This is a genomic window from Pseudomonas sp. RIT-To-2 (assembly GCF_029623465.1).
Classification (GTDB): domain Bacteria; phylum Pseudomonadota; class Gammaproteobacteria; order Pseudomonadales; family Pseudomonadaceae; genus Aquipseudomonas; species Aquipseudomonas silvicola.
Map to the genome: position 1 here is coordinate 1 of NZ_JAPYKM010000035.1, position 25,725 is coordinate 25,725.

General features: G+C 61.8%; 27 protein-coding genes. 19 read left to right on the forward strand and 8 right to left on the reverse strand.

Annotated elements, in window-relative coordinates:
• Positions 1-452 (forward strand): hypothetical protein (locus QBK88_RS24620; RefSeq protein WP_445764994.1); only part of this gene is annotated, 452 nt, incomplete at its 5' end.
• Positions 453-514: 62 nt separating this feature from the next.
• Here the strand turns inward: QBK88_RS24620 and QBK88_RS24625 are convergent.
• Positions 515-688 (reverse strand): hypothetical protein, encoded by a 174-nt coding sequence (locus QBK88_RS24625; protein ID WP_277964058.1) that lies wholly within the window; start codon positions 686-688, stop codon positions 515-517.
• A gap of 237 nt (positions 689-925) precedes the next feature.
• On the opposite strand from QBK88_RS24625, the gene QBK88_RS24630 reads away from it, so the two are divergent.
• From QBK88_RS24630 to QBK88_RS24670, 9 genes are all read left to right on the forward strand, one after another.
• Positions 926-2,329, forward strand: a complete 1,404-nt coding sequence (locus QBK88_RS24630; protein ID WP_277964059.1) for an MBOAT family O-acyltransferase — start codon at positions 926-928, stop codon at positions 2,327-2,329.
• Positions 2,316-3,362: an SGNH/GDSL hydrolase family protein gene (locus QBK88_RS24635; protein WP_277964060.1), complete on the forward strand. Its 1,047-nt coding sequence runs from the start codon at positions 2,316-2,318 to the stop codon at positions 3,360-3,362. Before QBK88_RS24630 ends, QBK88_RS24635 begins: the two co-directional genes overlap by 14 nt.
• Positions 3,363-4,577 (forward strand): SGNH/GDSL hydrolase family protein, encoded by a 1,215-nt coding sequence (locus QBK88_RS24640; RefSeq protein ID WP_277964061.1) that lies wholly within the window; start codon positions 3,363-3,365, stop codon positions 4,575-4,577.
• Positions 4,578-4,882: 305 nt separating this feature from the next.
• On the forward strand, positions 4,883-5,473 hold the full coding sequence (locus QBK88_RS24645) for an amino acid synthesis family protein (RefSeq protein WP_158158722.1): 591 nt from the start codon (positions 4,883-4,885) through the stop codon (positions 5,471-5,473).
• 18 nt (positions 5,474-5,491) lie between these two features.
• On the forward strand, positions 5,492-6,325 hold the full coding sequence (locus QBK88_RS24650; RefSeq protein WP_277964062.1) for an alpha/beta fold hydrolase: 834 nt from the start codon (positions 5,492-5,494) through the stop codon (positions 6,323-6,325).
• Entirely contained in the window at positions 6,322-7,803 is a 1,482-nt protein-coding gene (locus tag QBK88_RS24655; protein ID WP_277964063.1) for an aldehyde dehydrogenase, read from the forward strand. The genes QBK88_RS24650 and QBK88_RS24655 overlap by 4 nt, the downstream gene beginning before the upstream one ends.
• 13 nt (positions 7,804-7,816) lie before the next feature.
• The gene (locus QBK88_RS24660) at positions 7,817-8,302 is read left to right on the forward strand and encodes a flavin reductase family protein (RefSeq protein ID WP_277964064.1); all 486 of its coding nucleotides are present in this window, start codon (positions 7,817-7,819) and stop codon (positions 8,300-8,302) included.
• A 188-nt stretch (positions 8,303-8,490) separates the two neighbouring features.
• Entirely contained in the window at positions 8,491-9,243 is a 753-nt protein-coding gene (locus tag QBK88_RS24665) for a GntR family transcriptional regulator (protein ID WP_277964065.1), read from the forward strand.
• Positions 9,244-9,245: 2 nt separating this feature from the next.
• Positions 9,246-9,809, forward strand: a complete 564-nt coding sequence (locus QBK88_RS24670) for an NUDIX hydrolase (protein ID WP_277964066.1) — start codon at positions 9,246-9,248, stop codon at positions 9,807-9,809.
• Here QBK88_RS24670 and QBK88_RS24675 read toward each other — a convergent pair whose 3' ends face one another.
• Positions 9,810-10,121 carry a DUF1330 domain-containing protein gene (locus tag QBK88_RS24675; protein ID WP_268145590.1) on the reverse strand — a complete coding sequence of 104 codons (312 nt, stop codon included), beginning with the start codon at positions 10,119-10,121 and terminating at the stop codon, positions 9,810-9,812.
• Positions 10,122-10,204: 83 nt separating this feature from the next.
• On the opposite strand from QBK88_RS24675, the gene ribBA reads away from it, so the two are divergent.
• The 5 genes from ribBA (at position 10,205) to QBK88_RS24700 (ending at position 15,502) form a co-directional block, all read left to right on the forward strand.
• Positions 10,205-11,314, forward strand: coding sequence for a bifunctional 3,4-dihydroxy-2-butanone-4-phosphate synthase/GTP cyclohydrolase II (gene ribBA, locus QBK88_RS24680; RefSeq protein ID WP_277964067.1), 1,110 nt, complete (start codon positions 10,205-10,207; stop codon positions 11,312-11,314).
• Between the two features lie 251 nt (positions 11,315-11,565).
• Entirely contained in the window at positions 11,566-12,591 is a 1,026-nt protein-coding gene (locus QBK88_RS24685; protein WP_277964068.1) for an ABC transporter substrate-binding protein, read from the forward strand.
• Positions 12,576-13,526: an ABC transporter permease gene (locus tag QBK88_RS24690; RefSeq protein ID WP_277964069.1), complete on the forward strand. Its 951-nt coding sequence runs from the start codon at positions 12,576-12,578 to the stop codon at positions 13,524-13,526. The genes QBK88_RS24685 and QBK88_RS24690 overlap by 16 nt, the downstream gene beginning before the upstream one ends.
• Before the next feature lie 6 nt (positions 13,527-13,532).
• Positions 13,533-14,354, forward strand: coding sequence for an ABC transporter permease (locus tag QBK88_RS24695; RefSeq protein ID WP_277964070.1), 822 nt, complete (start codon positions 13,533-13,535; stop codon positions 14,352-14,354).
• Entirely contained in the window at positions 14,351-15,502 is a 1,152-nt protein-coding gene (locus QBK88_RS24700) for an ABC transporter ATP-binding protein (RefSeq protein ID WP_277964071.1), read from the forward strand. The genes QBK88_RS24695 and QBK88_RS24700 overlap by 4 nt, the downstream gene beginning before the upstream one ends.
• A gap of 125 nt (positions 15,503-15,627) precedes the next feature.
• On the opposite strand, the gene QBK88_RS24705 is transcribed toward QBK88_RS24700, so the two are convergent.
• Together QBK88_RS24705 and QBK88_RS24710 are read right to left on the reverse strand one after the other, a co-directional pair.
• Positions 15,628-15,918: a DUF3077 domain-containing protein gene (locus QBK88_RS24705; protein WP_277964072.1), complete on the reverse strand. Its 291-nt coding sequence runs from the start codon at positions 15,916-15,918 to the stop codon at positions 15,628-15,630.
• A 382-nt stretch (positions 15,919-16,300) separates the two neighbouring features.
• The gene (locus QBK88_RS24710) at positions 16,301-17,716 is read right to left on the reverse strand and encodes a cytosine permease (RefSeq protein ID WP_277964073.1); all 1,416 of its coding nucleotides are present in this window, start codon (positions 17,714-17,716) and stop codon (positions 16,301-16,303) included.
• Between the two features lie 183 nt (positions 17,717-17,899).
• Here QBK88_RS24710 and QBK88_RS24715 point away from each other — a divergent pair, with 183 nt between their 5' ends.
• A complete protein-coding gene (locus QBK88_RS24715; RefSeq protein ID WP_277964074.1) occupies positions 17,900-18,385 on the forward strand; it encodes a flavin reductase family protein in 486 nt (161 codons plus the stop codon).
• 118 nt (positions 18,386-18,503) lie between these two features.
• Positions 18,504-19,541 carry an LLM class flavin-dependent oxidoreductase gene (locus tag QBK88_RS24720; protein WP_158158707.1) on the forward strand — a complete coding sequence of 346 codons (1,038 nt, stop codon included), beginning with the start codon at positions 18,504-18,506 and terminating at the stop codon, positions 19,539-19,541.
• 136 nt (positions 19,542-19,677) lie between these two features.
• On the opposite strand, the gene QBK88_RS24725 is transcribed toward QBK88_RS24720, so the two are convergent.
• The gene (locus QBK88_RS24725) at positions 19,678-20,985 is read right to left on the reverse strand and encodes an MFS transporter (protein WP_277964075.1); all 1,308 of its coding nucleotides are present in this window, start codon (positions 20,983-20,985) and stop codon (positions 19,678-19,680) included.
• A gap of 237 nt (positions 20,986-21,222) precedes the next feature.
• On the opposite strand from QBK88_RS24725, the gene QBK88_RS24730 reads away from it, so the two are divergent.
• Positions 21,223-22,041 carry an NAD-dependent epimerase/dehydratase family protein gene (locus QBK88_RS24730; protein WP_277964076.1) on the forward strand — a complete coding sequence of 273 codons (819 nt, stop codon included), beginning with the start codon at positions 21,223-21,225 and terminating at the stop codon, positions 22,039-22,041.
• Positions 22,042-22,219: 178 nt separating this feature from the next.
• On the opposite strand, the gene QBK88_RS24735 is transcribed toward QBK88_RS24730, so the two are convergent.
• Positions 22,220-23,428 carry an MFS transporter gene (locus QBK88_RS24735; RefSeq protein WP_277964077.1) on the reverse strand — a complete coding sequence of 403 codons (1,209 nt, stop codon included), beginning with the start codon at positions 23,426-23,428 and terminating at the stop codon, positions 22,220-22,222.
• A 146-nt stretch (positions 23,429-23,574) separates the two neighbouring features.
• Here QBK88_RS24735 and QBK88_RS24740 point away from each other — a divergent pair, with 146 nt between their 5' ends.
• A complete protein-coding gene (locus QBK88_RS24740; RefSeq protein ID WP_277964078.1) occupies positions 23,575-24,534 on the forward strand; it encodes a bifunctional helix-turn-helix transcriptional regulator/GNAT family N-acetyltransferase in 960 nt (319 codons plus the stop codon).
• A 43-nt stretch (positions 24,535-24,577) separates the two neighbouring features.
• On the opposite strand, the gene QBK88_RS24745 is transcribed toward QBK88_RS24740, so the two are convergent.
• Together QBK88_RS24745 and QBK88_RS24750 are read right to left on the reverse strand one after the other, a co-directional pair.
• Complete coding sequence (locus QBK88_RS24745) at positions 24,578-24,871, reverse strand: DUF1330 domain-containing protein (protein ID WP_277964079.1); 294 nt, start codon at positions 24,869-24,871, stop codon at positions 24,578-24,580.
• A 47-nt stretch (positions 24,872-24,918) separates the two neighbouring features.
• Positions 24,919-25,725: a hypothetical protein gene (locus QBK88_RS24750; protein ID WP_277964080.1), complete on the reverse strand. Its 807-nt coding sequence runs from the start codon at positions 25,723-25,725 to the stop codon at positions 24,919-24,921.

Consider the following 25,725-nt stretch of genomic DNA (forward strand, 5'->3'; position numbering starts at 1 on the left):
CCACCATGAACACCCTCCACACCCTCACCCTGACAGGCGCCCTCCTGGCAGGGCTTTGCTCTTCTCTCGCCCACGCCGCCTGCACCGACCCCGTGGATCCTGCCGGCGTCCAGCTTCAAGCTCAACAACAGAACGGCGTCACTTACCTGTCCGGAGGCATCGGGCTGGATGAGGCGTGCGCGCTCCAGCGCATGCCGGGTTATGACCTGCACATGACCTTTTCAGAAGGAACGGGGAACAAGTACGTACCGGTGAGCCACATTGCCATCCAGAATGCCCAGGGCCACGAAGTGCTCGACGTGAATGACGTGGGGCCCCTTCTGCTGGCACAGCTGCCCGCTGGCCGGTACGTGGTGGTCGCGCAACATGACGGGCGTGAAGCCCGGGGGACGGTTGAGGTGGCCACCGGCAAAGCCAACACCCTGAATCTGCACTGGAAGGATGCCAACTGAAGCCTTGAGACAACATGGCTGCCCCGCACTAGAGCCAGGCAGCCATGCCAAGGCTTGCCGACTTACTCTTCTTCCTCTTCCTCCTCCATGTCATACCCAGCCTCATGCTTCAGATAACCGCCGGCCTCGCCCCGCGCCGTACCCCATGGCTGCTCGATGAGCTCTCCGCTGTCCCACTCCTGGTACAGGGTTTCCCTGATTGCTGCGCTGTCCATACGATTGCCTGTGCGGTTCATAACCACCTCCTTTGGTTGAAAGGAGAAGACTAGTGCAGCTTTTGGAAGATGGATCCCAATTACTGCCTGCCTGTCGAATTGTCCGACAGACGTAAGGTGGCCTAGTGCAATCTTCATCCAAGGTCGGCTTGTTGGGCCATCTGGCACTCTGACATAATCCGCGCCCCTGATTTGCGGCGATGCGCCTGAAAACGCCCCCCCTTCCTGCTGCCGCAGACAGCGTAACGGACTACGTTGATGAGCTACTTCTCGATCGAATTCGGCCTGTGCTTCATTCTGTTCTTCCTGCTGTACTGGTGCCTCAACTTCAGCCTGCGCGTGCAGAACGTACTATTGCTGGTGGCCAGCTACGCGATCCTGGCCAGTTTCAACCTCACGTTCCTGTACGTGCTCCTGGGCTATAGCGCCGCGGTATTCGCGCTGGGCCACCTGAGTGCGCGCTACCCGGGGCGAAGGTTCACCTACGGGGCCATCCTGGCGCTGGTGCTGGGCTGTTTCTATTTCTTCAAATACCAGGACTTCTTTGCCACCGGCTTCCAGCAAGGCTTGCAGGCGCTGGGCATTGATGGTTCGTTGCCTATCTGGGAAGTACTGCTGCCTGTAGGCATGTCTTTCTATATCTTCCACTCGGTCAGCTACCTGATGTCCATCAACCGCGGCACGCTCAAGCCCGCCGCGCCCTTGGACCTGGCCCTGTACCTGGCGTTCTTCCCCAGCCTGATCGCCGGCCCCGTGAACCGCGCCGAGCACCTGCTGCCGCAGATCAACCCCAGCGCCCCGCGCCAAGTGCTGGAGCCACAGCGCGCCCTCGGGCTGGTGGCCCTGGCCGTGGTGAAGTTGTTCCTGTTCAGCACCTGGCTGGCCAACAATTGGGTGGACCCGGTATTCGACACACCCAGCGGCTTCTCCCCCGAACAGATACTGCTGAGCATCTATGGCTACTCGCTGCAGATCTACTTCAACTTCAGCGGCTACACCAACCTTGTTACTGGCATCGCGTTGCTGCTGGGCTTTCGCCTGCCACGCAACTTCGACTACCCGTACCTGGCGCGCAACCTCAAGGAGTTCTGGGACCGCTGGCACATCAGCCTGTCGACGTTCATCCGCGACTACCTCTACATTCCCCTGGGCGGCAACCGCAAAGGCTACTGGCGCGGTAACCTGAACCTGTTCCTGGCCATGGTGATCTCCGGCCTGTGGCACGGCGCAAGTGTCAACTTCCTGATATGGGGCGCCCTGCATGGCGCTGGGCTGATCGTCTACCGACTGTATGCGCGGACGTTCCCCGGCCCTCGCACCTGGCCGGGCGCTGACCTGCTGGCCCGTTTGCTGACCTTTCATTACGTGGCCTTTGCCTGGATCTTCTTTCGCAGCGCCACCCTGGAAGACACCCAGGACATGCTTGTGGGCCTCACCCACCTGTCTTTCGAAGGCTTGGCGCAAGGCCCCTGGGCAGGTGTGCTGGCGTGCCTGACACTGATCGCCGTTTACCCCTGGCTCGTACAAAGCCTGCGCCAAGCCTTCGCCGCCAGCCGACGAATTCCCTGGCTGGTATACCCGATACCGTTGGGCCTGTTCATTTCCTTGGTCATTTTCGCGTCGCCCTCAGGCGTGCCGGGGTTCATCTATGCCAGCTTCTGATAACGTGGGCAGCCAATTCATCAAGGCCTTGCAGGTAACCCTGGGCCTGCTGGTAACGGCATTGATTCTGGTGTGGCTGAACCAGACGTCGATTCGCCTGTACTGCCAGCAGAAGTACCACGCCGACTGCAGCGTGCCGGGGCTGGGTGACAACGCGTCATGGGGCTTCGGCGCCCGCCTGACCGCCGCCATGGACGACGCGCGCAACGCCTTCTTCGCACGCCTGGAAGAAACACCGGCCAGCGACCAGCCCGCTTCGCCAGTCGCCGCTGCGGAACCGGAGCCAGAAACCATCGTGCAAGCCGCGCCGGTGCAGGCGCCGGTAGCCGCACCGGAGCCCCCGGCACCGGTCAAGATCACCCCGCTGACCATCGCCAACCTCAACCCCAGCGACGAGGTGTTCTTCGTCGGCGACTCATTGATGCAAGGCGTGGCACCGCACCTGGCCAACACGCTGCTCAAGCGCTACAAGATCAACAGCATCAACCTCAGCAAGCAGAGCACCGGGCTTGCCTACCCGGGCTTTTTCAACTGGCCGCTGACGGTGGAGCAAACCCTGCTGGCCAACCACAACATCCGCCTGATCGTGGTGTTCCTCGGCCCCAACGACCCCTGGGACATGCCGGTGGCCAAGGGCAAGCCTTTCCTGCGCTTCCACAGCGCGGACTGGGAAGCCTCGTACCGCCAGCGGGTGGAGCGTATCTATGACCTGGCACGGGCACACAATGTGCAGGTCATCTGGGTAGGCCCGCCGAACATGCGCAAGGACAAGCTGTCCACTGCCATGGCTTACCTGCGCGAACTGTATAAAAGCGAAGCCGAGCGCTACGGCCAGTTGTACTTGTCGGCCAACGACGTGCTGGGCTACCACGACGAGACCAGCTTCTCGCCGTACCTTGAAAGTGCGGACGGCAAGAAGGTCAAGACTCGCGTGGATGACGGCATTCACTTCACCACCACCGGCCAGAAGCTGATCGCCGAGCGGGTGATGTCCCTGATCAATATCCAGAACCACGACCTTACGGAGCGCTGAATGAAACGACTGCCTGGCCCCATGACGCTGCTGAGTGCCGTGCTGTTGAGCGGCTGCAGCCCGGTCTCGGCCGTCGCCACGCAAACTGCGCCAAGCCCCGCCAAAGTGGTGCGGGCCGCCAAGCCGACCGCCGCGGAACCCAACCTGCGGCTATTGCAGAACAAATTGAAGAATGCCCAACGCTCGGCGGTGACCATCGTCCAGTTGGGCGACTCGCACACCGCCGCGGACCTGTTGACCGGCGAACTGCGTACCCGCTTCCAGCAGGACTACGGCAACGGTGGCATCGGCTTCATCGCTGCTACCCCAGTGCCGGGTACCCGTTACGACCAAGTGCGTATTACCGCCGCCAGAAGCCAGTGGAACCTGACCTCGGCGCGCAACCAGCACAGCGACCGCTTCCCTCTGGGTGGCTACTTGTCGGTGCCGCAAACCGCCGGCGCCCACGTGCACCTGGAACCGACACCCCCCACCGACATGCGCTACCGGGTCTCGACCCTGTACCAGGCCGGCAGCAACAACCGCCTGCAAGCCCGCGATGATTACACCCAGGCCGCACGCCCCCTGCCCCTGACCAATGGCCAGTGGCGCCTGAGCCCGGCCATCGGCAACCTGGCGCTGCCCATGGACCTGACCTTCGCCAGCAGCCAGAACCTGGCGGTGGGCGGTTGGAATATCCTGGGGCAGAACAACAGCGGCGTGGTGTTCTCTACCTTGGGCATCAACGGTGCCCAGTTCAGTGTGGTGGACAAATGGCAACCCGGTTGGCTGGATACGCTCAAGGCGCTCAAGCCTGACCTGCTGATCGTGGCCTATGGCACCAACGAGGCATTCGACGATGACCTGGATATCGGCCTGTATGAAAGTCAGCAGACTCAACGTATCCAGCAACTGCGCCAGGCACTGCCAGGCACCGTGCTGCTGATCGTCGGCGCGCCGGACTCGATCAAGAACAAAGGTGCCGGCAGCTGCCAGGCTCGCCAGCCTCGCAGCCTGCACCCCGTGATCGACGTGCAGCAGCGAGTTGCCAAGCAGAACCGTACCCTGTACTGGAACTGGCAAGCCTTCATGGGGGGGGACTGCGCCATCGTCAACTGGCAAGCCCAGGACCTGGCCCGCCCCGACCTGGTGCACTTCACCAAGGAAGGCTACATCAAGGTGGCGGATGCGCTGTATGACTACCTCAATGGCGTGATCGCCCCTGCCAAGCGCTAAAGCCCGCAAAATATGTGTGAGCTGGAATGCCAGCGAGTTTTTCAAGGGCCTGAAAAGCTCGCTGGCCAGCCAGCTCCCATAACGCATCGGCTGCCAGCGCTTCTGACCCGCTTTATCCCCGCCCATCTGCTCCTTATCGCCCACGCCCCTTCTGCGCTATGATCCATGGAATGCCATCTTTTGGCATACCACATACCTTTTATCGCCAACCCGCCCCACCAACGCGCACAAGGGGCTTGCATCGCAAATATTATGGTATACCATCAGACAACAACATCCATCCCAACTCTAGAATGGAGCAGGCCATGAGTTTCGAAATTCGCAAGATCGTGAGCTACACCGAGGAAACCCTGATCGAAGGCGGCAAGGCCACTGACAAGCCAGTGACCATGGTCGGCCTGGCGGTGGTGATCAAGAACCCTTGGGTTGGCCAGGGTTTCGTCGAAGACCTCAAGCCGGTGATCAAGGCCAACTGCTCTGCCCTGGGCGCACTGATGGTCGAACGCCTGACCGCCGCCATCGGTGGTGCCGACAAGATCGAAGCCTATGGCAAGGCCGCGGTAGTGGGTGCCGACGGCGAGATCGAACACGCCTCGGCGGTTATCCATACCCTGCGCTTCGGCAACCACTACCGCGAAGCGGTGCAGGCCAAGAGCTACCTGAGCTTTACCAACAAGCGCGGCGGCCCAGGCACCTCGATCCAGATCCCGATGATGCACAAGGACGACGAAGGGCTGCGTTCGCACTACATCACCCTTGAAATGCAGATCGAAGACGCCCCGCGCGCCGACGAGATCGTGGTGGTGCTGGGCGCTGCCAACGGTGGCCGCCTGCACCCGCGCATCGGCAACCGCTACATCGACCTCGAAGAACTGGCCGCAGAAAAAAACAACTAAGGCTTGCAGGAGCGTTCCATGATTCGGCCTACCGCTGAAACCACCCCGGCCGGCACCAGTTACCTGGCTACCGGCCAAGGCCACCCAGTGATCCTGATACACGGTGTGGGCCTGAACAAAGAAATGTGGGGCGGCCAGATCGTCGGCCTGGCCCCGTATTACAGCGTCATCGCCTACGACATGCTGGGCCACGGCGCCAGCCCGCGCCCGGCTGCCGGTACCTCGCTGGGTGGGTATGCCGACCAATTGCTGGAACTGCTCGACCACCTGCGCATCCCCCAGGCCATCGTCATCGGCTTCTCGATGGGCGGCCTGGTGGCACGTGCCTTCGCGCTGCACTACCCCGAGCGGTTGTCGGGGCTGGTGGTGCTCAACAGTGTGTTCAACCGCAGTGCCGAACAGCGGGCCGGTGTCATCGCCCGCACTGCCCAGGCTGCGGAGCACGGCCCGGACGCCAATGCCGAGGCAGCCCTGTCGCGCTGGTTCAGCCGCGAATACCAGGCCGCCAACCCGGCGCAAATCGCGGCGATCCGCCAGACGCTGGCCAGCAATGACCCCCAGGGTTACCTGACCACCTACGAGCTGTTCGCCACCCAGGACATGTACCGCGCCGACGACCTTGGCAATATCCAGGTCCCGACCCTGATCGCTACTGGCGAGCTGGACCCCGGCTCTACCCCGCTGATGGCACGGCAACTGGCCGAGCGCATTCCCGGCGCGCAAGTTGCAGTGCTCGATGAACAGCGGCATATGATGCCCGTGGAGTCGCCGCGCCTGGTCAACCAGGTGCTGCTGGACTTCCTCGCCCATGCGCTCACTACCCAGAATCAAGCCAAGGGGATCGTTGCATGACTCTCGCCCGCTTCCAGATGTGCATCGACGGCCAATGGGTCGATGCCCTGTCCGGCAAGACCTTCGAAAGCCTCAACCCGGCCACGGCGCAAGCCTGGGCCGTGCTGCCCGACGCCGACGAAGCCGATGTGGAACGCGCCGTGCAATCGGCGCAAAAAGCCTTTGAAAGCCCCGCCTGGCGCGGCCTGACCGCCACCGCGCGGGGCAAGCTGCTGCGCCGCCTGGGCGACCTGATCGCCGAGAACAAAGAGCAACTGGCGCAGCTGGAAAGCCGCGACAACGGCAAGCTGATCCGCGAGACCCGCGGCCAGGTGGGCTACCTGCCAGAGTTCTTCCACTACACCGCAGGCCTGGCCGACAAGCTTGAAGGCGGCACCCTGCCGCTGGACAAACCCGACCTGTTTGCCTACACCGTGCACGAGCCCATGGGCGTGGTGGCGGGGATCATTCCCTGGAACAGCCCGCTGTACCTCACCGCCATCAAGCTGGCCCCAGCCCTGGCGGCGGGCAACACCATTGTCCTCAAACCCTCGGAACATGCGTCGGCGACGATTCTGGAGCTGGCCCGCCTGGCCCTGGAAGCCGGCATTCCGCCCGGTGTGGTCAACGTGGTCACCGGTTACGGCCCCAGCACCGGCGCGGCGCTGACCCGCCACCCGCTGGTACGCAAGATCGCCTTCACCGGCGGCGCCGCCACGGCTCGCCATGTGGTGCGCAGCAGTGCCGAGAACTTCGCCAAACTATCGCTGGAACTGGGTGGCAAGTCGCCCAACATCATCTTCGCCGACGCCGACCTGGACAGCGCCATCAATGGCGCCGTGGCCGGCATTTACGCGGCTTCCGGACAGAGCTGCGTTTCCGGTTCACGCCTGCTGGTACAGGACGATATCTACGACGAATTCGTCGCCCGCCTGGTGGAACGCGCCCAGCGCATCCGCATCGGCAACCCCCAGGATGAAACCAGCGAGATGGGCCCCATGGCCACCGCGCAGCAATTGGCCGTGGTCGAAGGTCTGGTCGCGGCGGCAGTGGCCGAGGGCGCTACCCTGCGCACCGGCGGCAAGCGTGCGCAGACCGGCAGTGACGGCTGGTACTACGAGCCCACCCTGTTCGAATGCGACAGCAACTCGATGAAGATCATGCAAGAAGAAGTGTTCGGCCCCGTGGCTTCGGTGATCCGCTTCAAGGACGAGGCCCAGGCGCTGGCGATCGCCAACGACTCGCAGTTCGGCCTGGCCGCCGGCATCTGGACCCGCGACCTGGGGCGCGCGCACCGTTTGGCGCGCGATGTGCGTTCGGGCATCATCTGGGTCAACACCTACCGCGCGGTCTCGGCCATGGCCCCGATCGGCGGTTTCAAGAACAGTGGCTACGGCCGCGAGAGCGGCATCGATTCGGTGCTGGCCTATACCGAGCTGAAAACGGTATGGATCAACCTCTCGCAGGCACCCATGCCCGACCCCTTTGTAATGCGCTAGGAGTGTTGCTGCCATGATCGAACCCGGCATCTATAAAGAAGTGATGGCGTCGTTCCCGTCCGGTGTAACGGTGGTCACCACCCTGGACCCGGACGGCGGTATCGTCGGCATCACCGCCAGCGCGTTCAGCGCCCTGTCCATCGACCCGGCGCTGGTACTGTTCTGCCCCAACTATGCCTCGGACACCTACCCGGTGCTGCGCGACAGCAAGCGCTTTGCCATTCACTTGCTGTCCGCCGACCAGAAAGCCGAAGCCTATGCGTTTGCCGGCAAGGGCAAGGACAAGGCCCAGGGCATCGAGTGGCACCTGAGCGAACTGGGCAACCCGCTGCTGGCCAAGGCCACGGCGATCATCGAGTGCGAGTTGTGGCGCGAATACGACGGTGGCGACCATGCCATCATCGTGGGCGCGGTAAAGAACCTGATATTGCCGGCCGAACCGGTGACGCCGATGGTTTATCACAAGGGCAAGTTGGGCGCATTGCCGAATATTGTGTAAAACCTTTCCCGAGCTTCGCCCGGTCCCACATCGGATAGGCAAGCCCTTGTGGGGCCGGGCGAAGCCCAGGAAGAGGCCGGCCCATTCAATACAGCTGTTTGCATGATAAACTCGCCCATGATTTTCGGCCCTTGTCCGGCCCCCATTCCGGCCCTGAGGTACCTCCCCAACTCATCAGAGCGGACCCAATGAAACGCCTGCCACTCGACGACAGCTTCAAGGTCAATCGCAACCCGGTCACCCTGCGCGAAATCGTGCTGGATAAACTGCGCAGCGCCATCATGAATTTCCAGCTGCTGCCCGGCGACCGCCTGGTGGAGCGCGACCTGTGCGACCGCCTGGGCGTCAGCCGCACCTCGGTGCGCGAGGCCCTGCGCCACCTGGAATCAGAAGGCCTGGTGGAATTCGCCGACGCCAAAGGCCCCCGCGTGGCCATCATCACCCTTGAAGACGCCCGCGATATCTACGAGCTGCGCTGCGTGCTCGAAGGCCTGATCGTGCAACTGTTCACGCTCAACGCCAAGGCCAAGGACATCCGCGCCCTGGAAAAAGCCCTGGACGAGAACCGCAAGGCCCTGGCCGAGGGTGAACTGACCCAGGTGCTGGATTCGGTGCAGGGTTTCTACGACGTACTGCTCGAGGGGTCGGGCAACCGCGTGGCCGCCGCTCAACTGCGCCAGTTGCAGGCCCGCATCAGCTACCTGCGCGCCACCTCGGTGTCCCAGGAAAACCGCCGCGGCTCCAGCAACCAGGAAATGGAGCGGATCGTGGCCGCCATCAAGAGCGGTGACCCGCAGGCTGCGCACCAGGCTTCCGTGGACCACGTTCGCGCCGCAGCCAAGGTGGCGCTGGAATACCTGCGCTTGAAACAGAACGAGACTGCCAAGCTGCGCGACATCGCCACACCCATCGTCCAGAAAGAACCCCGCATAGGGAGTTGAACATGCCCAGCCCGCGCTTCTGCCCGCAATGCGGTGCCGCCCACCTGGTTCACCAGGTGCCCGACGGCGATACCCATGAGCGGCTGATGTGCACGGGCTGCGGCTACATTCACTACATCAACCCGAAGATCATCGCCGGCTGCATCATCGAGCAGGACGGCAAATACCTGCTGTGCCAACGCGCCATCCCCCCGCGCCCGGGCACCTGGACCTTGCCGGCCGGCTTCATGGAGGCCGGCGAGACCACCGAGCAGGCCGCCGTGCGCGAAGTCTGGGAAGAGACTGGCGTGCGCGCCGAGATCATCTCGCCCTACTCTATCTTCAGCGTGCCGCGCATCAGCGAGGTCTACATCGTCTTCCGCGCCCTGGCCGTGGAAATCACCGGTGCCTTCGGCCCGGAAACCCTCGACTACCGCTTCTTCGCCCCCGAAGACATTCCCTGGGACGCCATCTACTACCCGGCCATACGCCAAATCCTCGAACGCTATATCGAGGAGCGCCGGGCCGGGGTTTACGGCATCTACATGGGCAACGACGACAGCGGCAAGATCCACTTCATCCGCTGATCAAACCGCGTCATCGTCACCCAGCGGGTACCCCTCGACTATGATGATTTCTGCCGTGGCCACGCCTTCGCGCTGGGCCTTGGCCTGCTGGTATTCGGGCGAGTTGTAGCAGTCGATGGCCTGTTGATACGAGGGAAACTCGATCACCACGCTGCGTTGCGGTGTCTCGCGCCCTTCCATGGCAATGCTGCGCCCGCCTCGGGCAAGAAACTTGGCGCCATACAGCGCAAACGCGGTCGGCGCGCGCTGGGTGTACTCGGTGTACTGCTCGGGGTCCGTGACATCGACCTGGGCGATCCAATAAGCCTTCATTACTACCTCGACGGTTCGGTTCAAGTTGTATTATGGTATACCAGAACTGTAATAACGCCTGCCAGCAATAAGTGAGACAACACATGGCCTTCAATAGCACCGAAGAAATCATCGAAGACTTCCGCCAGGGCAAGATGGTATTGCTGGTCGACGATGAGGATAGAGAAAACGAAGGCGACCTGCTGCTGGCAGCCGACCGCTGCACCGCCACCGACATCAGTTTCATGGCCCGCGAGGCCCGTGGTCTGATCTGCCTGACGCTGACCGACGAACACTGCCAACGCCTCGGGCTAGAGCAGATGGTGCCCGCCAATGGCAGCGTGTTCGCGACTGCCTTCACCGTGTCCATCGAGGCCGCCACCGGGGTGACGACCGGTATCTCCGCCGCAGACCGCGCTCGCACCGTGCAGGCCGCGGTGGCCCCTGGCGCCACCGCGCACGATATCGTCCAGCCCGGCCATATTTTCCCCTTGCGGGCGCGCGAAGGCGGAGTGCTCACCCGCGCCGGCCACACCGAAGCCGGCTGCGACCTGGCACGGCTGGCCGGCTTCACCCCGGCGGCCGTCATTGTCGAGGTCATGAACGACGACGGCACCATGGCTCGGCGCCCGGACCTGGAAGTATTCGCCCGCAAGCACGGCATCAAGATCGGCACCATCGCCGACCTCATCCACTACCGCCTGAGCACCGAGCACACTGTGGTGCGCAATGGCGAGCGCGACCTGCCCACGGTGCACGGCACCTTCCGCCTGATCACCTACGAAGACCGCATCGAAGGTGGCGTGCACATGGCCATGGTGATGGGCGACATCCGTCGCGACGACCCGACCCTGGTGCGCGTGCACGTGATCGACCCGTTGCGTGACCTGGTGGGCGCCGAATACAGCGGGCCAAGCAACTGGACCTTGTGGGCTGCGCTGCAACGGGTAGCCGAGGAAGGCCGAGGCGTGGTGGTGGTGCTGGCCAACCATGAATCGTCCCAGGCATTGCTGGAACGGGTACCGCAGTTGACCCAGCCACCGCGCCAGTACAGCCGCTCGCAGTCGCGCATCTATTCGGAGGTGGGCACCGGGGCGCAGATATTGCAGGACATAGGCGTGGGCAAACTGCGCCATCTCGGCCCACCGCTCAAGTATGCCGGCCTGACAGGCTACGACCTGGAGGTCGTTGAGAGCATTCCCTTCCAAGCCTGATACAGCGTCCCTGTGCGGGGTATATCGCTACCCCTGCAGATAGCCGGTATAGGGAAACTCTTGTACAAATCTTGGAATACCATAATATGATATTCCAGTAGACCGAATGAATGTGTCAGGTGCGCCCGCCAGGGACAGCACAAACAACAAGCCCTGACGCGGTCGACCATTACCAGGTCCCCTGGACCCACTGCTCCCGAAAGGCGGGCGATGTAGAGCCCGCTCAAAACACAACAAATGAGGGCGTACAAATGGTGTTCAACAAAGGTGCTACCGCGGTCCTTGCCGCCAGCATTCTGGCCGTCTCCACGAGCGTTGCATTTGCCGCCGACAGCATGAGCTTCGTGAGCTGGGGCGGCTCGACCCAGGACGCGCAGAAGGCTGCATGGGCCGAGCCGTTCAGCAAGGCCAGCGACATCAAGGTGGTGCAGGACGGCCCCACCGACTACGGCAAGCTCAAGGCCATGGTCGACAGCGGCAACGTGCAGTGGGACGTGGTCGATGTGGAAGCCGACTTCGCCTTGCGTGCCGCCGCCGAGGGCTTGCTGGAACCGCTGGATTTCAAGGTCATCGACCGCGACAAGATCGACCCGCGCTTCGTCGGCGACCATGGTGTGGGCTCGTTCTACTTCTCGTTCGTGCTGGGCTACAACGAAGGCAAGCTGGGCGCCGGCAAGCCGCAGGACTGGACCGCCCTGTTCGACACCAAGACCTACCCCGGCAAGCGCGCCCTGTACAAATGGCCCAGCCCCGGTGTGCTGGAACTGGCCCTGCTGGCAGACGGCGTCGCCGCCGACAAGCTCTACCCGCTGGACCTGGACCGCGCCTTCAAGAAACTCGACACCATCAAGAAAGACATCGTCTGGTGGGGCGGCGGCGCTCAATCGCAGCAACTGCTGGCCTCCGGTGAAGCCAGCATCGGCCAGTTCTGGAATGGCCGTGTCTACGCCCTGCAACAAGACGGCGCACCCGTGGGCGTGAGCTGGAAGCAGAACCTGGTCATGGCCGACTTCCTGGTTATCCCCAAGGGCTCGAAAAACAAGGATGCGGCGATGAAGTTCCTGGCCAACTCCAGCTCGGCCAAAGGCCAGGCGGACTTCGCCAACCTGACCGCCTATGCCCCGGTGAACAAGGACAGCGTGAGCCTGCTCAAGCCTGAACTCGCGCCGAACCTGCCCACTGCCTACGCTAAGGATCAGATCACCCTCGACTTCGCCTACTGGGCCAAAAACGGCCCGGCTATCGCGACACGGTGGAACGAATGGCTGGTCAAATGAAGATGTCGGCGGTCACTCACCGCCAGGGCAACGGCGGCGCTCCCAGCGTTGCCGGCGCCACCCACGCCAAGGCGGCCGTCATGCACAACACGCCTACCCTGGCCCAGCGCTGGCGCGGCAGCCGCAACTTGCTGCCGGCGCTGCTGTTCCTGGGCCTGTTCTTCTTCGCCCCGCTGATCGGCCTGCTGCTGCGCGGCGTGCTCGAGCCGGTGCCGGGCCTGGGCAACTACCAGGCGCTGTTCGCCAACTCGGCCTACGCCCGAGTGCTGTTCAACACCTTCTCGGTGGCGGGCCTGGTGACCCTGTTCAGCGTGCTGCTGGGCTTACCCCTGGCCTGGGTCATTACCCTGGTGCCGCGCGGTTGGGGCCGCTGGCTGCTGAACATCGTGCTGCTATCGATGTGGACCAGCCTGCTGGCACGTACCTACTCGTGGCTGGTGCTGTTGCAGGCCAGTGGCGTGATCAACAAGGCGCTGATGGCCATGGGCATCATCGACCAGCCGCTGGAGATGGTGCACAACCTCACCGGCGTGGTGATCGGCATGAGCTACATCATGATCCCGTTCATCGTGCTGCCGTTGCAGGCAACCATGCAGGCCATCGACCCGATGGTGCTGCAGGCCGGCTCCATCTGTGGCGCCAGCCCGTGGACCAACTTCTTCCGGGTGTTCCTGCCGCTGTGTCGGCCGGGGCTGTTTTCCGGTGCGCTGATGGTCTTCGTGATGTCGCTGGGGTACTACGTGACGCCGGCGCTGCTGGGCGGTGCGCAGAACATGATGCTCCCCGAGTTCATCATCCAGCAGGTGCAATCGTTCCTCAACTGGGGCCTGGCCAGCGCGGCGGCCGCATTGCTGATCGTCATCACCCTGGTGTTGTTCTACTTCTACCTGAAGCTGCAACCGGAAAGCCCGGTCGGCTCCAGCAACGCGAGGTAAGCCGACATGCTGCTGACCCCCAATGCCATGAGCGCACGCATGCGCTTCGGGCTCTACACCACCACGGGCCTGATCGCGCTGTTCCTGTTGCTGCCGATCGTGTTCATCGTGCTGCTGTCGTTCGGTTCGTCCCAGTGGCTGGTGTTCCCGCCACCGGGCTGGACCACCAAATGGTACGTGCAGTTCTTCTCCAACGCCGACTGGATGGACGCTGCCCTATCGAGCCTCAAGGTAGCGATTCTGACCACGATCTTCTCGGTGGCCCTGGGCCTGCCCACGGCGTTCGCCCTGGTACGCGGTCGCTTCCCCGGCCGCGAGTTGCTCTATGGGCTGTTCACCCTGCCCATGATCGTGCCGCTGGTGATCATCGCCGTGGCGGTGTACGCGCTGTTCCTGAAGCTGGGCTACACCGGCACGCTGTTCGCCTTCGTGGTCAGCCACGTGATCGTCGCGCTGCCGTTCACCATCATTTCCATCATCAACTCGCTGAAGCTGTTCGACCAGTCCATCGAAGACGCCGCGGTGATCTGCGGTGCGTCGCGGCTGCAGGCCGTGTTCAAGGTGACCTTCCCCGGCATCCGCCCGGGCATGGTGGCCGGCGCCCTCTTCGCTTTCCTGGTCTCGTGGGACGAAGTGGTGCTGAGCGTGATGATGGCCAGCCCTACCCTGCAAACCTTGCCCGTGAAAATGTGGACCACCCTGCGCCAGGACCTGACCCCGGTGATCGCCGTCGCTTCGACGCTGTTGATTGCCCTGTCGGTGCTGGTGATGGTCATCGCCGCCGCCCTGCGTCGGCGCAATGAAATGCGTCTGGGAGTTGCTAAATGAGTGCCGTGATCAACGAAACCGCGCAACCAGGCAAGACCCTGGTCAGCCTGCGCAACCTGAACAAGCATTACGGCGACTTCGCCGCTGTGGATAACATTTCCCTGGACATCAAGGACGGCGAGTTTCTGACTTTCCTGGGCTCCAGCGGCTCGGGCAAAAGCACTACGCTGTCGATGCTCGCGGGCTTCGAGACGCCCAGCAGTGGCGAGATTCTGGTACAAGGCCAGTCGCTGGTGAACGTGCCGCCGCACAAACGCGACATCGGCATGGTGTTCCAGCGCTATTCATTGTTCCCGCACTTATCGGTGCGCGACAACATCGGCTTCCCGCTGAGCATCCGCAAGCACTCGGCCGACGAAGTGAAGAAGCGCGTGGATGCCATGCTCAAGCTGGTGCAACTTGAAGCCTTTGCCCACCGTCGCCCTTCGCAGATGTCCGGCGGCCAGCAACAGCGCGTGGCCATCGCCCGCGCGCTGGTATACGAGCCGCGTATCCTGCTGATGGATGAACCCCTGGGCGCACTGGACAAGAAACTGCGCGAAGACCTGCAGGACGAACTGCGCCAGTTGCATCGACGCCTGGGCATCACCATCGTCTATGTCACCCATGACCAGGAAGAAGCCATGCGCCTGTCCCAGCGCATCGCCATCTTCAGCCACGGCAAGATCGTCGGCTTGGGTACCGGCTTCGACCTCTACCAGAACCCGCCCAATGCCTTCGTGGCGTCGTTCCTGGGTAACTCCAACTTCCTCAAGCTCAAAGCCCAGGGCAACGCCACGGCGCACTTCGGCAACCAGCCGTTGGCCATCCGGCTCACCGCCGGGCTGCACACGGACCAGGACATTCTGCTGATGATCCGCCCGGAAAAGGCCCAGGCATTGAGCGTGGACCAGGCGGCTGCGTCGCCCCTGCAAGCAGGGTGGAATGAAGTAGCAGCCAAGGTGACCGAAGTGCTGTTCCTGGGCGAGAGCCAGACGTGCAGCGTGGTCACCACCGGCGGCACGCCGATGACCGTCAAGGCCCTCAGCGCCGCCGGCATGCCGCTCCAGGCGGGTGATGCCGTGCGGGTACGGTGGGCGGCGGCGGATGCCTGTGTTTATACCGAATGGGCGGAGAGTGATTTGAGCAAGGGCGCTGGGGTGCATTGATACCCTTGCTGCATGCTGTTGTCGTTCCAGTCCCCTTGAGATCGAGCGCCGCCCATGCGGTGCTCGATCTGGAACACGCTCAATTGCTAAAAACCTGGCACCGCACTGCCTTGATACGATCTAAATCAGCCCCCTCCACTGCCCCCATCAATCAATGCATCCGCCAGCGCCTTCGCCGCATCAACCGAATGCAGCGTCGACCATAGCAGGCCGCGTTGCGCCACGCCGTAGTCACCCAATTCCTGAGCTGACTCAGAGGCGCATTTCAACAACAGGGAAATCTGCACCAGCGCATCATCAATCGGGATGCCGGCACGGACGTTGAAGATGGGCAGGTGGTGGGAGTCGCAATAGCCGAAGGGAGTGCAGGCTGTTTCGCGAGGTGCAGTAGCCGATAAATCAGTTTCGTGAGTCATGGTAGATCCTTGGTGAACATCAATGCCGCCGCATCGCTACCAAACGATGGGTGGCGGCTGTAAGCAGGTTGGTAGACCGGTTCACCGAGCCGGCGCACACACGTGTGCCCTGCACACAGCCGCCATGTGGCAGCGTTGCACGCCTGGTGAACCGGGCTACCAAACCCGATCGCTGTCCTTCAGCGACCGCAGGAGAGTATTCATCAAGCGCCCCGTTCACAAGGCAGTAGCGACCATACCTGAGCAAATCAGAAGCGTCCTACTTCTAGTCCTACAGAAGTTATTTCGGGATATCTCACTAGCATCCACGACGCGGTACCGGTAGCAGCAACTACCTCTGTGGGAGATGGCAGCCTGTCCGCGTCGAAGGCGCCGCGCTATGTCAACGGTTGCGCATAACAGCAGGACGTTGCCTGACGGCAGTTGCCATGGGGCTGCTTCGCGTCGCCAGGCACCAGTACAGCGGGCATGTCACCGCCAGGCCCATCAGCCACGACAGGTCCACACCATCGATCAGATTGGCCCACGGCCCCACGTACAGCGACGTGTTGGCAAACGGCAGTTGCACAAGAATGCCGATGAAATAGGCCACGATCGCATGGGGGTTGAAGCGCCCGTAGATGCCGCCATCCGCCGCGAAAATCGAGACAATGTCATAGCTGCCACGCTTGATCAGGTAGAAGTCGATCAGGTTGATCGACGCCCACGGCACCAGCACCAGCAACAACGCCAGAATCAGCCCGATGAAGTGCGAGATGAAGTTCGACGACGCACCCAAAGCCATGAAGCAGCAGCCGGTCAACACGATGGCCGACAACACCACGCGCACCTTGATGCTCGGCGTCCAGCTACCGGCAAACGTCTGGATCGAGGTCACGATGGAAAGCGTGGCGCCGTACAGGTTCAGGGCGTTGTGGCTGATGATGTTGAGCAGGAACAGCACCATCAGCACCGGCCCCAGCCCACCGGTGGCCTGCTTCACCGCCGCCATGGCTTCGGTGCCTTCCGGGGTGGCCAGTACCGCCACGGCGCCGAAGCTGAATGACAGGATGGTGCCCAAGCACGCCCCTGCGTAGGTGGCCAGGAACGGCCGGGCAATACCGATATCTGCCGGCAGGTAACGTGAATAATCCGATACGTAAGGCGAAAAGCTGATCTGCCAGATGATCCCCAGCGACACCGTGGCCAGAAACCCCGAGAGGTTGAAGGCGCCACGGCTGAAGAAGTCCAGCGGCAGGTCGTGGCTGAAGATCATGAAGAAGCCTGCCAGCAGCGCGCTACCCATCACCCAGGTTCCGATGCGATTGAGGGTGTGGATAAACCGATAACCAATCACCCCGATGGCGGTGGCGCTCAGGGCACCGATGATGATGCCCGCGGGCAGCGGCACGGCGTTGACCATGCCGTGAATCGATTCACCTGCCAGGACGATATTGGAGACGAAGAAGCCGACGTAGATAATCGCCGCGAAGAACACAATCAGCAGAGCACCATAGCGGCCGAACTGGCCACGGCTCTGCACCATTTGCGGGATGCCCATGCGCGGCCCCTGGGCCGAGGCCAGGGCAATGACCACCCCGCCGATCAGGTGGCCCAGGACGATGGCCACCAGCCCCCACAGCAGATTGAGGTGAAACACCTGGACCACCATGGCCCCAGTGACGATAGGCAGTGGCGCAATGTTGGTACTGAACCACAAGGTAAAGAGATCGCGCGCCTTCCCATGGCGCTCAGCTAACGGTACGTAATCCACCGTATGGTTTTCGATCAGCTGCGTTTGTTCGGTCTTTTCGGACATGGGTGCACTCGATTCTCTGTTCTTGTCTTTGTATGGAAATGCAATTCGGGGGCCGTTCATCGACGCCCTCTCGAACGAACACCATATTATGGTATTCCAAACTTTTCACAAGCCGAAACTCGGTATACCATCAGACAACAAAGCCGCATAAAACCAATTCAGCTGCTCACTGAGGAACACGCAATGATCGACGCCACCGTCTACAAGAACGTCATGGGCTCCTTCCCCTCGGGCGTGACCGTGATCACCACGCTGGACGACGACGGTCAGGTCGTGGGCCTCACGGCCAGCGCCTTCAGTTCGCTGTCCATCGACCCTGCCCTGGTGCTGTTCTGCCCCAACTACAGCTCGGACTCCTACCCCGTGCTGATCAAGAACAAGCGCTTCGCCATCCACCTGCTTTCCGGCCAGCAACAGGCCGAAGCCTATGCCTTCGCGCGCAAGGGCAAGGACAAGGCCGCCGGTATCGAGTGGACCCTCAGCGAACTGGGCAACCCGCTGCTGGCCAACGCCGTGTCCATCATCGAATGCGAGTTGTGGCGTGAGTATGAAGGTGGCGACCACGCGATCATGGTCGGTGCGGTGAAAAACCTGATCGTGCCGCAGCACGGCAACAGCCCCCTGGTGTACTGCCGCGGCAAGATGGGCGCGCTGCCGGCCCTGGCATAAATCCATTGCAGATTATTGGTATTATGGTATACCAATAATCACGACCGCAGCGCCTAGCGCTCCTACCGCATCAGGCCCGCTTTCGGCGGGCCAAAACAAAAGATCCGAGGTACGCGTCATGAAGTTTTCCCTGTTCGTGCATATGGAACGCTGGGATGAGCAAGTCAGCCACCGGCAACTGTTCGAGGACCTGACCGAGCTCACCCTGATGGCCGAGAAAGGCGGCTTCAGCACCGTCTGGATCGGCGAACACCACGCCATGGAATACACCATTTCGCCGAGCCCGATGCCGTTGCTGGCGTACCTGGCCGGCAAGACCACCACCATCCACCTGGGTGCTGGCACCATCATCGCGCCGTTCTGGCACCCGCTGCGGGTAGCGGGTGAATGTGCCCTGCTGGATGTGATCAGCAATGGCCGCATGGAAGTGGGCCTGGCCCGTGGTGCCTACCAGGTCGAATTCGACCGCATGGCCGGCGGCATGCCGGCCAGCAGCGGCGGCAACGCCCTGCGGGAAATGGTGCCGGTGGTGCGCAAGCTGTGGGAAGGCGACTACGCCCACGACGGCGAGATCTGGAAATTCCCCACCTCCACCAGCGTACCGAAACCGGTGCGTACCCCGCCCATCTGGATCGCCGCCCGCGACCCGGATTCGCACAACTTCGCGGTGGCCAACGGCTGCAACGTGATGGTCACGCCGCTGATGAAAGGCGACGAGGAAGTGGTGGACCTGAAGAACAAGTTCGAAGCGGCGCTGGCCAACAACCCCAGCATCCCGCGCCCGCAACTGATGGTGCTGCGCCACACCCACGTGCACGCCAAGGATGATCCGGACGGCTGGCAAGTGGGCGCCAAGGCCATTTCGCGCTTCTACCGTACGTTCGATGCCTGGTTCGGTAACAAGACGGTGCCGGTGAATGGTTTCCTTGACCCAAGCCCGGAAGAGAAATTCGCCGAGCGGCCGGAGTTCCAGCTGGAAAACATCCGCAAGAACACCATGATCGGCACCCCGGAAGAGATCGTGGCGCGGATCAAGCACTACCAGGAACTGGGGGTGGACGAGTTCAGCTTCTGGTGTGACAACAGCCTGCCCCATGAGGAGAAGAAGAAGTCCCTGGCGCTGTTCATCGAACAGGTGGTTCCGGCGTTTCGCTGAGCGCGTCCCGGATGCCGCGGATTGTTTGATGCACCGCGTCAAGCAGACGCGGCCAGGTCCGCTGCTACGCGTTGGTGACCAGCCTAGGAGGAGCCGGCCACAGCGGCCGGCTCCTCGTTGCCATTCATGCCCTACATCAAGAACCCGCGACAATACCGGTACCGACAGGGGTGCCTGCATCCTCCACCGGCTTGATCCGCACCACTTCCCGCGCCACCGTCCAGACAATGATCGCTGCAATGATGTCGAAAATCGCCAGTACCACGAACAGCGGGCTGTAACCCACCTGGGTCACCAGCACACCAAACACAGCGGTAAACGCCGCTGCGCCGAGGAAGCCAAACATGCCGCCTGCGCCGGTAGCCGTGGCCACTTCATTCTTGCCGAAGGAGTCCGAGGTGATGGCGTACAGCGCACCCGACAGGGTCTGGTGAGCGAAGCCGCCCACGCACAGCAGGGCGATGGCCATGTACGGGCTGTCGACCAGGCCGATGCAGGCCGGGCCGATCATGCAGGAACAACCGAACAGCATGACCATTTTACGCGAGGTGAACAGCGACACCTTGCAGTAGCGATGGAACAGCGGGCTCAGGTAGCCACCCAGCACGCAGCCCAGGTCAGCGGCCAGGAACGGCAGCCAGGCGAACATGGCGATTTCCTTGATGTTCATGTGCCGTTCGGTCATCAGGTACAGCGGGATCCAGGCGTTGAAGGTCTGCCAGGCCGGCTCCGAGAGGATGCGGGCCGAGGCGATAGCGTAGAAGTTGCGGCTGGCGACGATCTTTTTCCAGCTGCCACGTTGCTTGGGCTCTTCCTTGAAGTGCGCTTCCTGGCCGCTGAGGATGTATTCACGCTCTTCATCGCTCAGGCGTTTCTGGTCGCGGGGGTGTTTGTAGAGGAACAGCCAGCCCACGCTCCAGACGATGCCGGCGGCGCCGACGATAAGGAACGCCAACTGCCAGCCACTGTGCAGAATGGCCCAGACCACCAGCGGTGGTGCCAGCAACGCGCCGACCGAGGAGCCAATGTTGAACCAGCCAATGGCGACCGAACGCTCCTTGGCCGGAAACCACTCGGTGGTAGCCTTGACGCCTGCCGGCAGGCCGGCGGCCTCGGTCAGGCCCAGCAGGCCGCGCAGGAACGCAAGGCTCTGCCAGCCGGTGGCCAGCGCCGCGCCGGCGCAGGCCAGCGACCAGGCCACGGCGAATACCGCGAACCCCATCTTGGTGCCAATGGCATCGAGAATATAACCGGCAACGGGCTGCATCAGCGCGTAGCAGATCTGCCAGGCTACGACGATGTGGGAGTACTGCTCGGTAGAGATGGTCAGCTCGCTCATCATCGTGGGCGCTGCGACCGACAGGGTGTTACGGGCCAGGTAGTTGACGATCAGGCCGCCCATGACCAGGGCCACCATCCACCAACGGATGCCTTTAATCTTCATCACTTCACCTTGATTGTATTTTTGTTAGGTGAGCGTTACCCACAGAAGGGAGTCGCGCTTTGAAACAATTGGTCATACGTTGTCGTATAACTACCTTATAACGATACTGGCGTTTAGGTGTCAATGGCCGTTTGGTGCTTTGCCGATTGACAGCAGACCGCCATGATCTTGATAATTTGTTTCAAGTTGTACGATGACACCGAGCGAACAATAATCCAAAAAACGAGGCCCGTGCCCATGACTTCCCCCGCCAAACCCTTCAATCGTCTGCTGCTGACCGGTGCCGCCGGCGGCCTGGGCAAGGAACTGCGCCAGCGCCTGAAACCCTTCTGCAACACCTTGCGCCTGTCTGACATCGCCAACATCGCCCCGGCGGACGACGATCAGGAAGAAATCCAGTTGTGCGACCTTTCCGACAAACAGGCGGTGCACCACTTGGTGGAGGGCGTGGACGCGATCGTGCATTTCGGCGGGGTATCGGTAGAGCGGCCGTTCGAGGAAATCCTCGGTGCCAATATCTGCGGGGTGTTTCACATCTATGAAGCGGCACGGCGCCACGGCGTGAAGCGGGTGATCTTCGCCAGCTCCAACCACGTGATCGGCTTCCACAAACAGACCGAAGTACTCGACGCCCTCAGCCCGCGCCGCCCCGACAGCTACTACGGCCTGAGCAAGTGCTACGGCGAAGACACCGCCAGCTTCTACTTCGACCGCTACGGCATCGAAACCCTGACCATCCGCATCGGCTCCTCCTTCGCCGAGCCACAGAACCGCCGCATGCTCAGCACCTGGTTGAGCTTCGACGACCTCACCCAATTGATTGCCCGCGGCCTCTACACCGATGCCATCAGCCACACCGTGGTGTACGGCGCGTCGAACAACACGCCCAACTGGTGGGACAACCGCTACGCCGCGCACCTGGGCTACCAGCCGCAGGACAGCAGCGAACAGTTCCGCGAGAAGGTCGAGGCGCAACCCATGCCGCCTGCCGATGACCCGACCCTGGTCTATCAAGGCGGGGCTTTTGTGGCGGCGGGGCCGTTTGGGGATAACTGAGCCGGGCAACCTGGCTACATTCGCTGCGGTCTGTACCAGCAGTACGGTGGTGTTGAAGCGAGGTGGGACTGGCTAGCCAGTTCCACAGGCATACCAAGCGTGGCGCCGATGACCTGCAGCGGAGCTGGACGCGTGACAGGCACCGTGTAGTGCCTGATACACCCCATGGGTGACGCACTCAAGGTAACCTCAACCGCGTTTCGCTCACCGGCAAAAGAAAGCTGATGGCAAATCCGAGCAACGCTAGCGCCCACATCCCCGACAGCAGCGCTGTGGGCCCTGAAGCACTCAACACCAATGCAGCGAGCAAGGGCCCACAGGCCTGGGCAAATAGCATCGGCCGTGCAAGCAACCCCAGGTATCTGCCATAAGCTGCTACCCCGAATAACGACAGAGGCAACGCCCCTCGGGCGATGGTCAACATGCCGTTGCCAGCGCCGTAAAGGATTGCCGCCAACAAAGCCATCCGAGCAGGTTCCACTACCAGGCAGGTCATCGCCAGGAAGCTCGATAGCATGGCCAAACGGGTGCTCCAGGTCGGGTGCCATCTGTGCCCCGCCAAGAATTCCAGCGCCAAGGGAAGCCCCTGCGCCGGGCCAATGGCCATTGCCACCAGCAGTACCGAATCGGCATTGACACCTGACATTCTCAGCACCTCCAGCAGGTGCACTGAAAGGCAGGAAACGATGAACGCCTGGCAGGTCAGCAACGTAGCCAGGTAAAGGAATAACGGGCTGTCTCGCGTTTTTACAGCTGCCAGCGGCAACGTTGTGGCCGCAGGTGAAGCCACGGATATCGAGGGCCCTGCCACGGGGATCAGCAGCAGGTGGGTAGGTAGCCCGATGAAAACGTGCAAGCCTGCCAATACAAGGCAAGCACAGCGCCAGCCCATGGCTGCCTGCAACTGGGTGATCAGCGGCCAGCCCAGGGTGCTGGAGAAACTCGCCAGCACTACCACGACCGGTATCAAGCTGCGAGCGCGTGCACCGAAGAGTCTCCCGAGTGTGGCGAAGGCTGCGTCATAAAGACCCGCGGCCATGGCGCCCCCCAATACCGTCCAGGCAACATAGTAAGTAAGCAGGTTAGTGGCACCGGCCACCCCCAATAGCCCGAAAGCGAGCAATACCGAGCTGGAAGCCAGTACTCGTCGGCCGCCGAACCGGTCTACCATCCTTCCCACCGAGGGCGCGCACACGCCCGCGACCAATAGGCCCCACGCCAGCCCACCGACGATGACCGGCAGGGGGGCGACCAGAGATTGGGCCACCGGTGGGGCCATCACCGCCAGCAAGAAGTAGGTACAGCTCCACGCCATGATCTGCATGAGCCCGATCACACACGCTATACGACCGGATGCTGGCAATGTCACGGGCGAGGGCAAGGTCATGATATCGGGCAACCAGTTGTACCGTACAACCAATCTAGAAGACCTTGCCCTCCTTGTCAAAAGCCATCTTGAGGCCCGGCCCGCTTGACATTCAGCACCCATGACATATGGTTGTATTGCACAACTATATCCAAGGATCTTTCACCATGCCTGCACCCGACCTGGTACTTGTCGATAGTATCCGAGACGCTTCCCGCCGAATTGTCCGACTTCTGGGGTTCATGCAGTCTACCCTCGCAGCCACCCAGTACCCCCCCTCGGCGGTGCATTCCATTCTGGAAATTGGCAAGCTAGGGGAACTGACCGCGGCGCAACTCTCTGAAACCTTGGGGCTGGAGAAATCCAGTGTAAGTCGCATGGTGCGCAAACTCGTGGACGCAGGTGAACTGGAGGAGATGTCGAGCCATGACGATGGCCGGATGAAGTTGCTGTCGCTGACGCCACAGGGGCGGCAAACACTGGACGCCATTACCCGCTATGGCCGCAAACAGGTCATCAGCGCCATGGACCATCTGCTCGACAAGGAACGTGACGCGGTTAATCAGGGGCTGACGACCTACGCCCGGGCACTGGAGGCAAACCTCGCAGGGCAATGTGCCCCGCTGGCCCACGGCGTCGAAATTCGGTCAGGTTACATGCCGGGAGTGGTTGGGCGGGTAACTGAGATGCACGCTATGTTCTATGCGCGCCATTCGGGCTTCGGCCAGTTTTTCGAAAGCCAGGTCGCGACCGGAATGGCCGAGTTTGTCGGCCGCTTGGTGTCGCCGCGCAATGGTCTGTGGGTGGCAACGCATCAAGGCGCTATCGTCGCCTCGGTCGCTATCGACGGTGAAGACCTGGGCGGCAACGTTGCCCATCTACGCTGGTTCATCGTGGCCGACGGCTTGCGCGGCGCCGGCGTCGGCAGAACACTGCTGCGTGAAGCCGTTGCCTTTTGCGACCAGCAACAATTTGAAGTGATTCGGCTGTGGACGTTCAAAGGCCTTGATGCCGCCAGGAAACTCTACGAAGAAGCCGGTTTTGTCCTGGCCGAGGAGTATGTGGGCGAACAATGGGGCGCGCGCATCGTGGAACAGCGGTTCGAGCGGGCAAGGTCCAACGGCTGACGGGAGTGCGAGCCCGACCTGATGGCTCGCACTTGAGCTGTACCTACTCGTGGCCCTCGATGATGAACAACTGCATATGCGCTGCGGCCCCATTGCGCAGTGAACGGGCGGCGGCGTATTCCACTGAATCGTAAAACTGCCTGGCTTCGCGTACCGATGGAAACTCCACCAACACAACCCTGCGTGTTTCGTCGTCCCCTTCCAGCATGGTTTTGTCGCCACCGCGCGACAGAAACCGCCCACCGTGTTTTTCAACGATTTCAGGGGTCAGCTTTTTGTATTCACCGTACCGGTCGGCGTCGGTGACATGCATTTTTCCAATCAGATAGGCAGGCATGGCGCCGCTCCCTATTAAACAGCGCGCCCGCAGGCGCGCCGTGATGCTCAAACGGCTACCGTGTGCTGGCGTGGCTGGATCAGGGCAGAATCAAGTGAATCCCAGAAAGCCCCCAGTGAATCCAGGAAGTCTTCCGCCCCCGTGACGGCGGATTGAGCATACGTGCGATCGTCAAAGGCACTTGCCACGGCCTCGATCGCGTTCTTCTCATGCTGTTGTTCTGCACCTACCTCACCCCAATGCTCCAGCAGGTAATGCATTTCCGGCGTCTGCAGGTCGGCACGGTAGAGTTTACTATCGATGAGGCAGTGCTTTTCTCCGGGAATCAGATGCCGGTTCGAGATGATTTCCAGCGCAAGCGCGGTACCCAAATTTCGATAGGTGCTGGAAAGGTCGCTGCGGCTGCGATAGTCAAACACGCCAATCGCGCGGCGCGTCTGTGGTGTAAGGCCTGTCGCCTGCTCGTAGCCCGCCACCCCACCAAAAATCTGATCGGAAAACTCTTTCAGCTGCGCCTCTACTGCTTGTTGATCATAGACATCCCGGCATACAGGTTTGCCCGCGGCCTGGTTGACCACGTAACCTGCCATCGTAGCCAGCTCCGGACCATGACCGTCTTCACTTTCGACGATTTCATTGAGCAGTTGGCTTTGCTTCAACAGACCGTGATCTTTTAGTGCGCCTGGAAATGCACCGCCCGGGCGGGTGGACGCGCAAAAATTCTGAATCTGATGGAACAACGCCCCTACCACCTGGGCATCAGGTTTGACCCTTGCCCAGTTATGGAAAAAGGGGTGCGAGTAGGTGCGATGGGTTTTAATCTTTTCAACAAGTTCGTTTACGGTAGAAGCCAT

Excerpts from the sequence above, each read along its gene's own strand:
- QBK88_RS24705 (WP_277964072.1), bottom strand. The coding sequence starts at position 15,918 with ATGACTCACGAAACTGATTTATCGGCTACTGCACCTCGCGAAACAGCC.
- QBK88_RS24710 (WP_277964073.1), bottom strand. The coding sequence starts at position 17,716 with ATGTCCGAAAAGACCGAACAAACGCAGCTGATCGAAAACCATACGGTG.
- QBK88_RS24690 (WP_277964069.1), top strand. The coding sequence starts at position 12,576 with ATGGCTGGTCAAATGAAGATGTCGGCGGTCACTCACCGCCAGGGCAAC.
- QBK88_RS24625 (WP_277964058.1), bottom strand. The coding sequence starts at position 688 with ATGAACCGCACAGGCAATCGTATGGACAGCGCAGCAATCAGGGAAACC.
- QBK88_RS24670 (WP_277964066.1), top strand. The coding sequence starts at position 9,246 with ATGCCCAGCCCGCGCTTCTGCCCGCAATGCGGTGCCGCCCACCTGGTT.
- QBK88_RS24735 (WP_277964077.1), bottom strand. The coding sequence starts at position 23,428 with ATGACCTTGCCCTCGCCCGTGACATTGCCAGCATCCGGTCGTATAGCG.
- QBK88_RS24740 (WP_277964078.1), top strand. The coding sequence starts at position 23,575 with ATGCCTGCACCCGACCTGGTACTTGTCGATAGTATCCGAGACGCTTCC.
- QBK88_RS24635 (WP_277964060.1), top strand. The coding sequence starts at position 2,316 with ATGCCAGCTTCTGATAACGTGGGCAGCCAATTCATCAAGGCCTTGCAG.
- QBK88_RS24720 (WP_158158707.1), top strand. The coding sequence starts at position 18,504 with ATGAAGTTTTCCCTGTTCGTGCATATGGAACGCTGGGATGAGCAAGTC.
- QBK88_RS24715 (WP_277964074.1), top strand. The coding sequence starts at position 17,900 with ATGATCGACGCCACCGTCTACAAGAACGTCATGGGCTCCTTCCCCTCG.
- QBK88_RS24750 (WP_277964080.1), bottom strand. The coding sequence starts at position 25,725 with ATGGCTTCTACCGTAAACGAACTTGTTGAAAAGATTAAAACCCATCGC.
- QBK88_RS24645 (WP_158158722.1), top strand. The coding sequence starts at position 4,883 with ATGAGTTTCGAAATTCGCAAGATCGTGAGCTACACCGAGGAAACCCTG.
- QBK88_RS24640 (WP_277964061.1), top strand. The coding sequence starts at position 3,363 with ATGAAACGACTGCCTGGCCCCATGACGCTGCTGAGTGCCGTGCTGTTG.
- QBK88_RS24665 (WP_277964065.1), top strand. The coding sequence starts at position 8,491 with ATGAAACGCCTGCCACTCGACGACAGCTTCAAGGTCAATCGCAACCCG.
- QBK88_RS24660 (WP_277964064.1), top strand. The coding sequence starts at position 7,817 with ATGATCGAACCCGGCATCTATAAAGAAGTGATGGCGTCGTTCCCGTCC.
- ribBA (WP_277964067.1), top strand. The coding sequence starts at position 10,205 with ATGGCCTTCAATAGCACCGAAGAAATCATCGAAGACTTCCGCCAGGGC.
- QBK88_RS24650 (WP_277964062.1), top strand. The coding sequence starts at position 5,492 with ATGATTCGGCCTACCGCTGAAACCACCCCGGCCGGCACCAGTTACCTG.
- QBK88_RS24675 (WP_268145590.1), bottom strand. The coding sequence starts at position 10,121 with ATGAAGGCTTATTGGATCGCCCAGGTCGATGTCACGGACCCCGAGCAG.
- QBK88_RS24695 (WP_277964070.1), top strand. The coding sequence starts at position 13,533 with ATGCTGCTGACCCCCAATGCCATGAGCGCACGCATGCGCTTCGGGCTC.
- QBK88_RS24730 (WP_277964076.1), top strand. The coding sequence starts at position 21,223 with ATGACTTCCCCCGCCAAACCCTTCAATCGTCTGCTGCTGACCGGTGCC.
- QBK88_RS24685 (WP_277964068.1), top strand. The coding sequence starts at position 11,566 with ATGGTGTTCAACAAAGGTGCTACCGCGGTCCTTGCCGCCAGCATTCTG.
- QBK88_RS24745 (WP_277964079.1), bottom strand. The coding sequence starts at position 24,871 with ATGCCTGCCTATCTGATTGGAAAAATGCATGTCACCGACGCCGACCGG.
- QBK88_RS24655 (WP_277964063.1), top strand. The coding sequence starts at position 6,322 with ATGACTCTCGCCCGCTTCCAGATGTGCATCGACGGCCAATGGGTCGAT.
- QBK88_RS24700 (WP_277964071.1), top strand. The coding sequence starts at position 14,351 with ATGAGTGCCGTGATCAACGAAACCGCGCAACCAGGCAAGACCCTGGTC.
- QBK88_RS24630 (WP_277964059.1), top strand. The coding sequence starts at position 926 with ATGAGCTACTTCTCGATCGAATTCGGCCTGTGCTTCATTCTGTTCTTC.
- QBK88_RS24725 (WP_277964075.1), bottom strand. The coding sequence starts at position 20,985 with ATGAAGATTAAAGGCATCCGTTGGTGGATGGTGGCCCTGGTCATGGGC.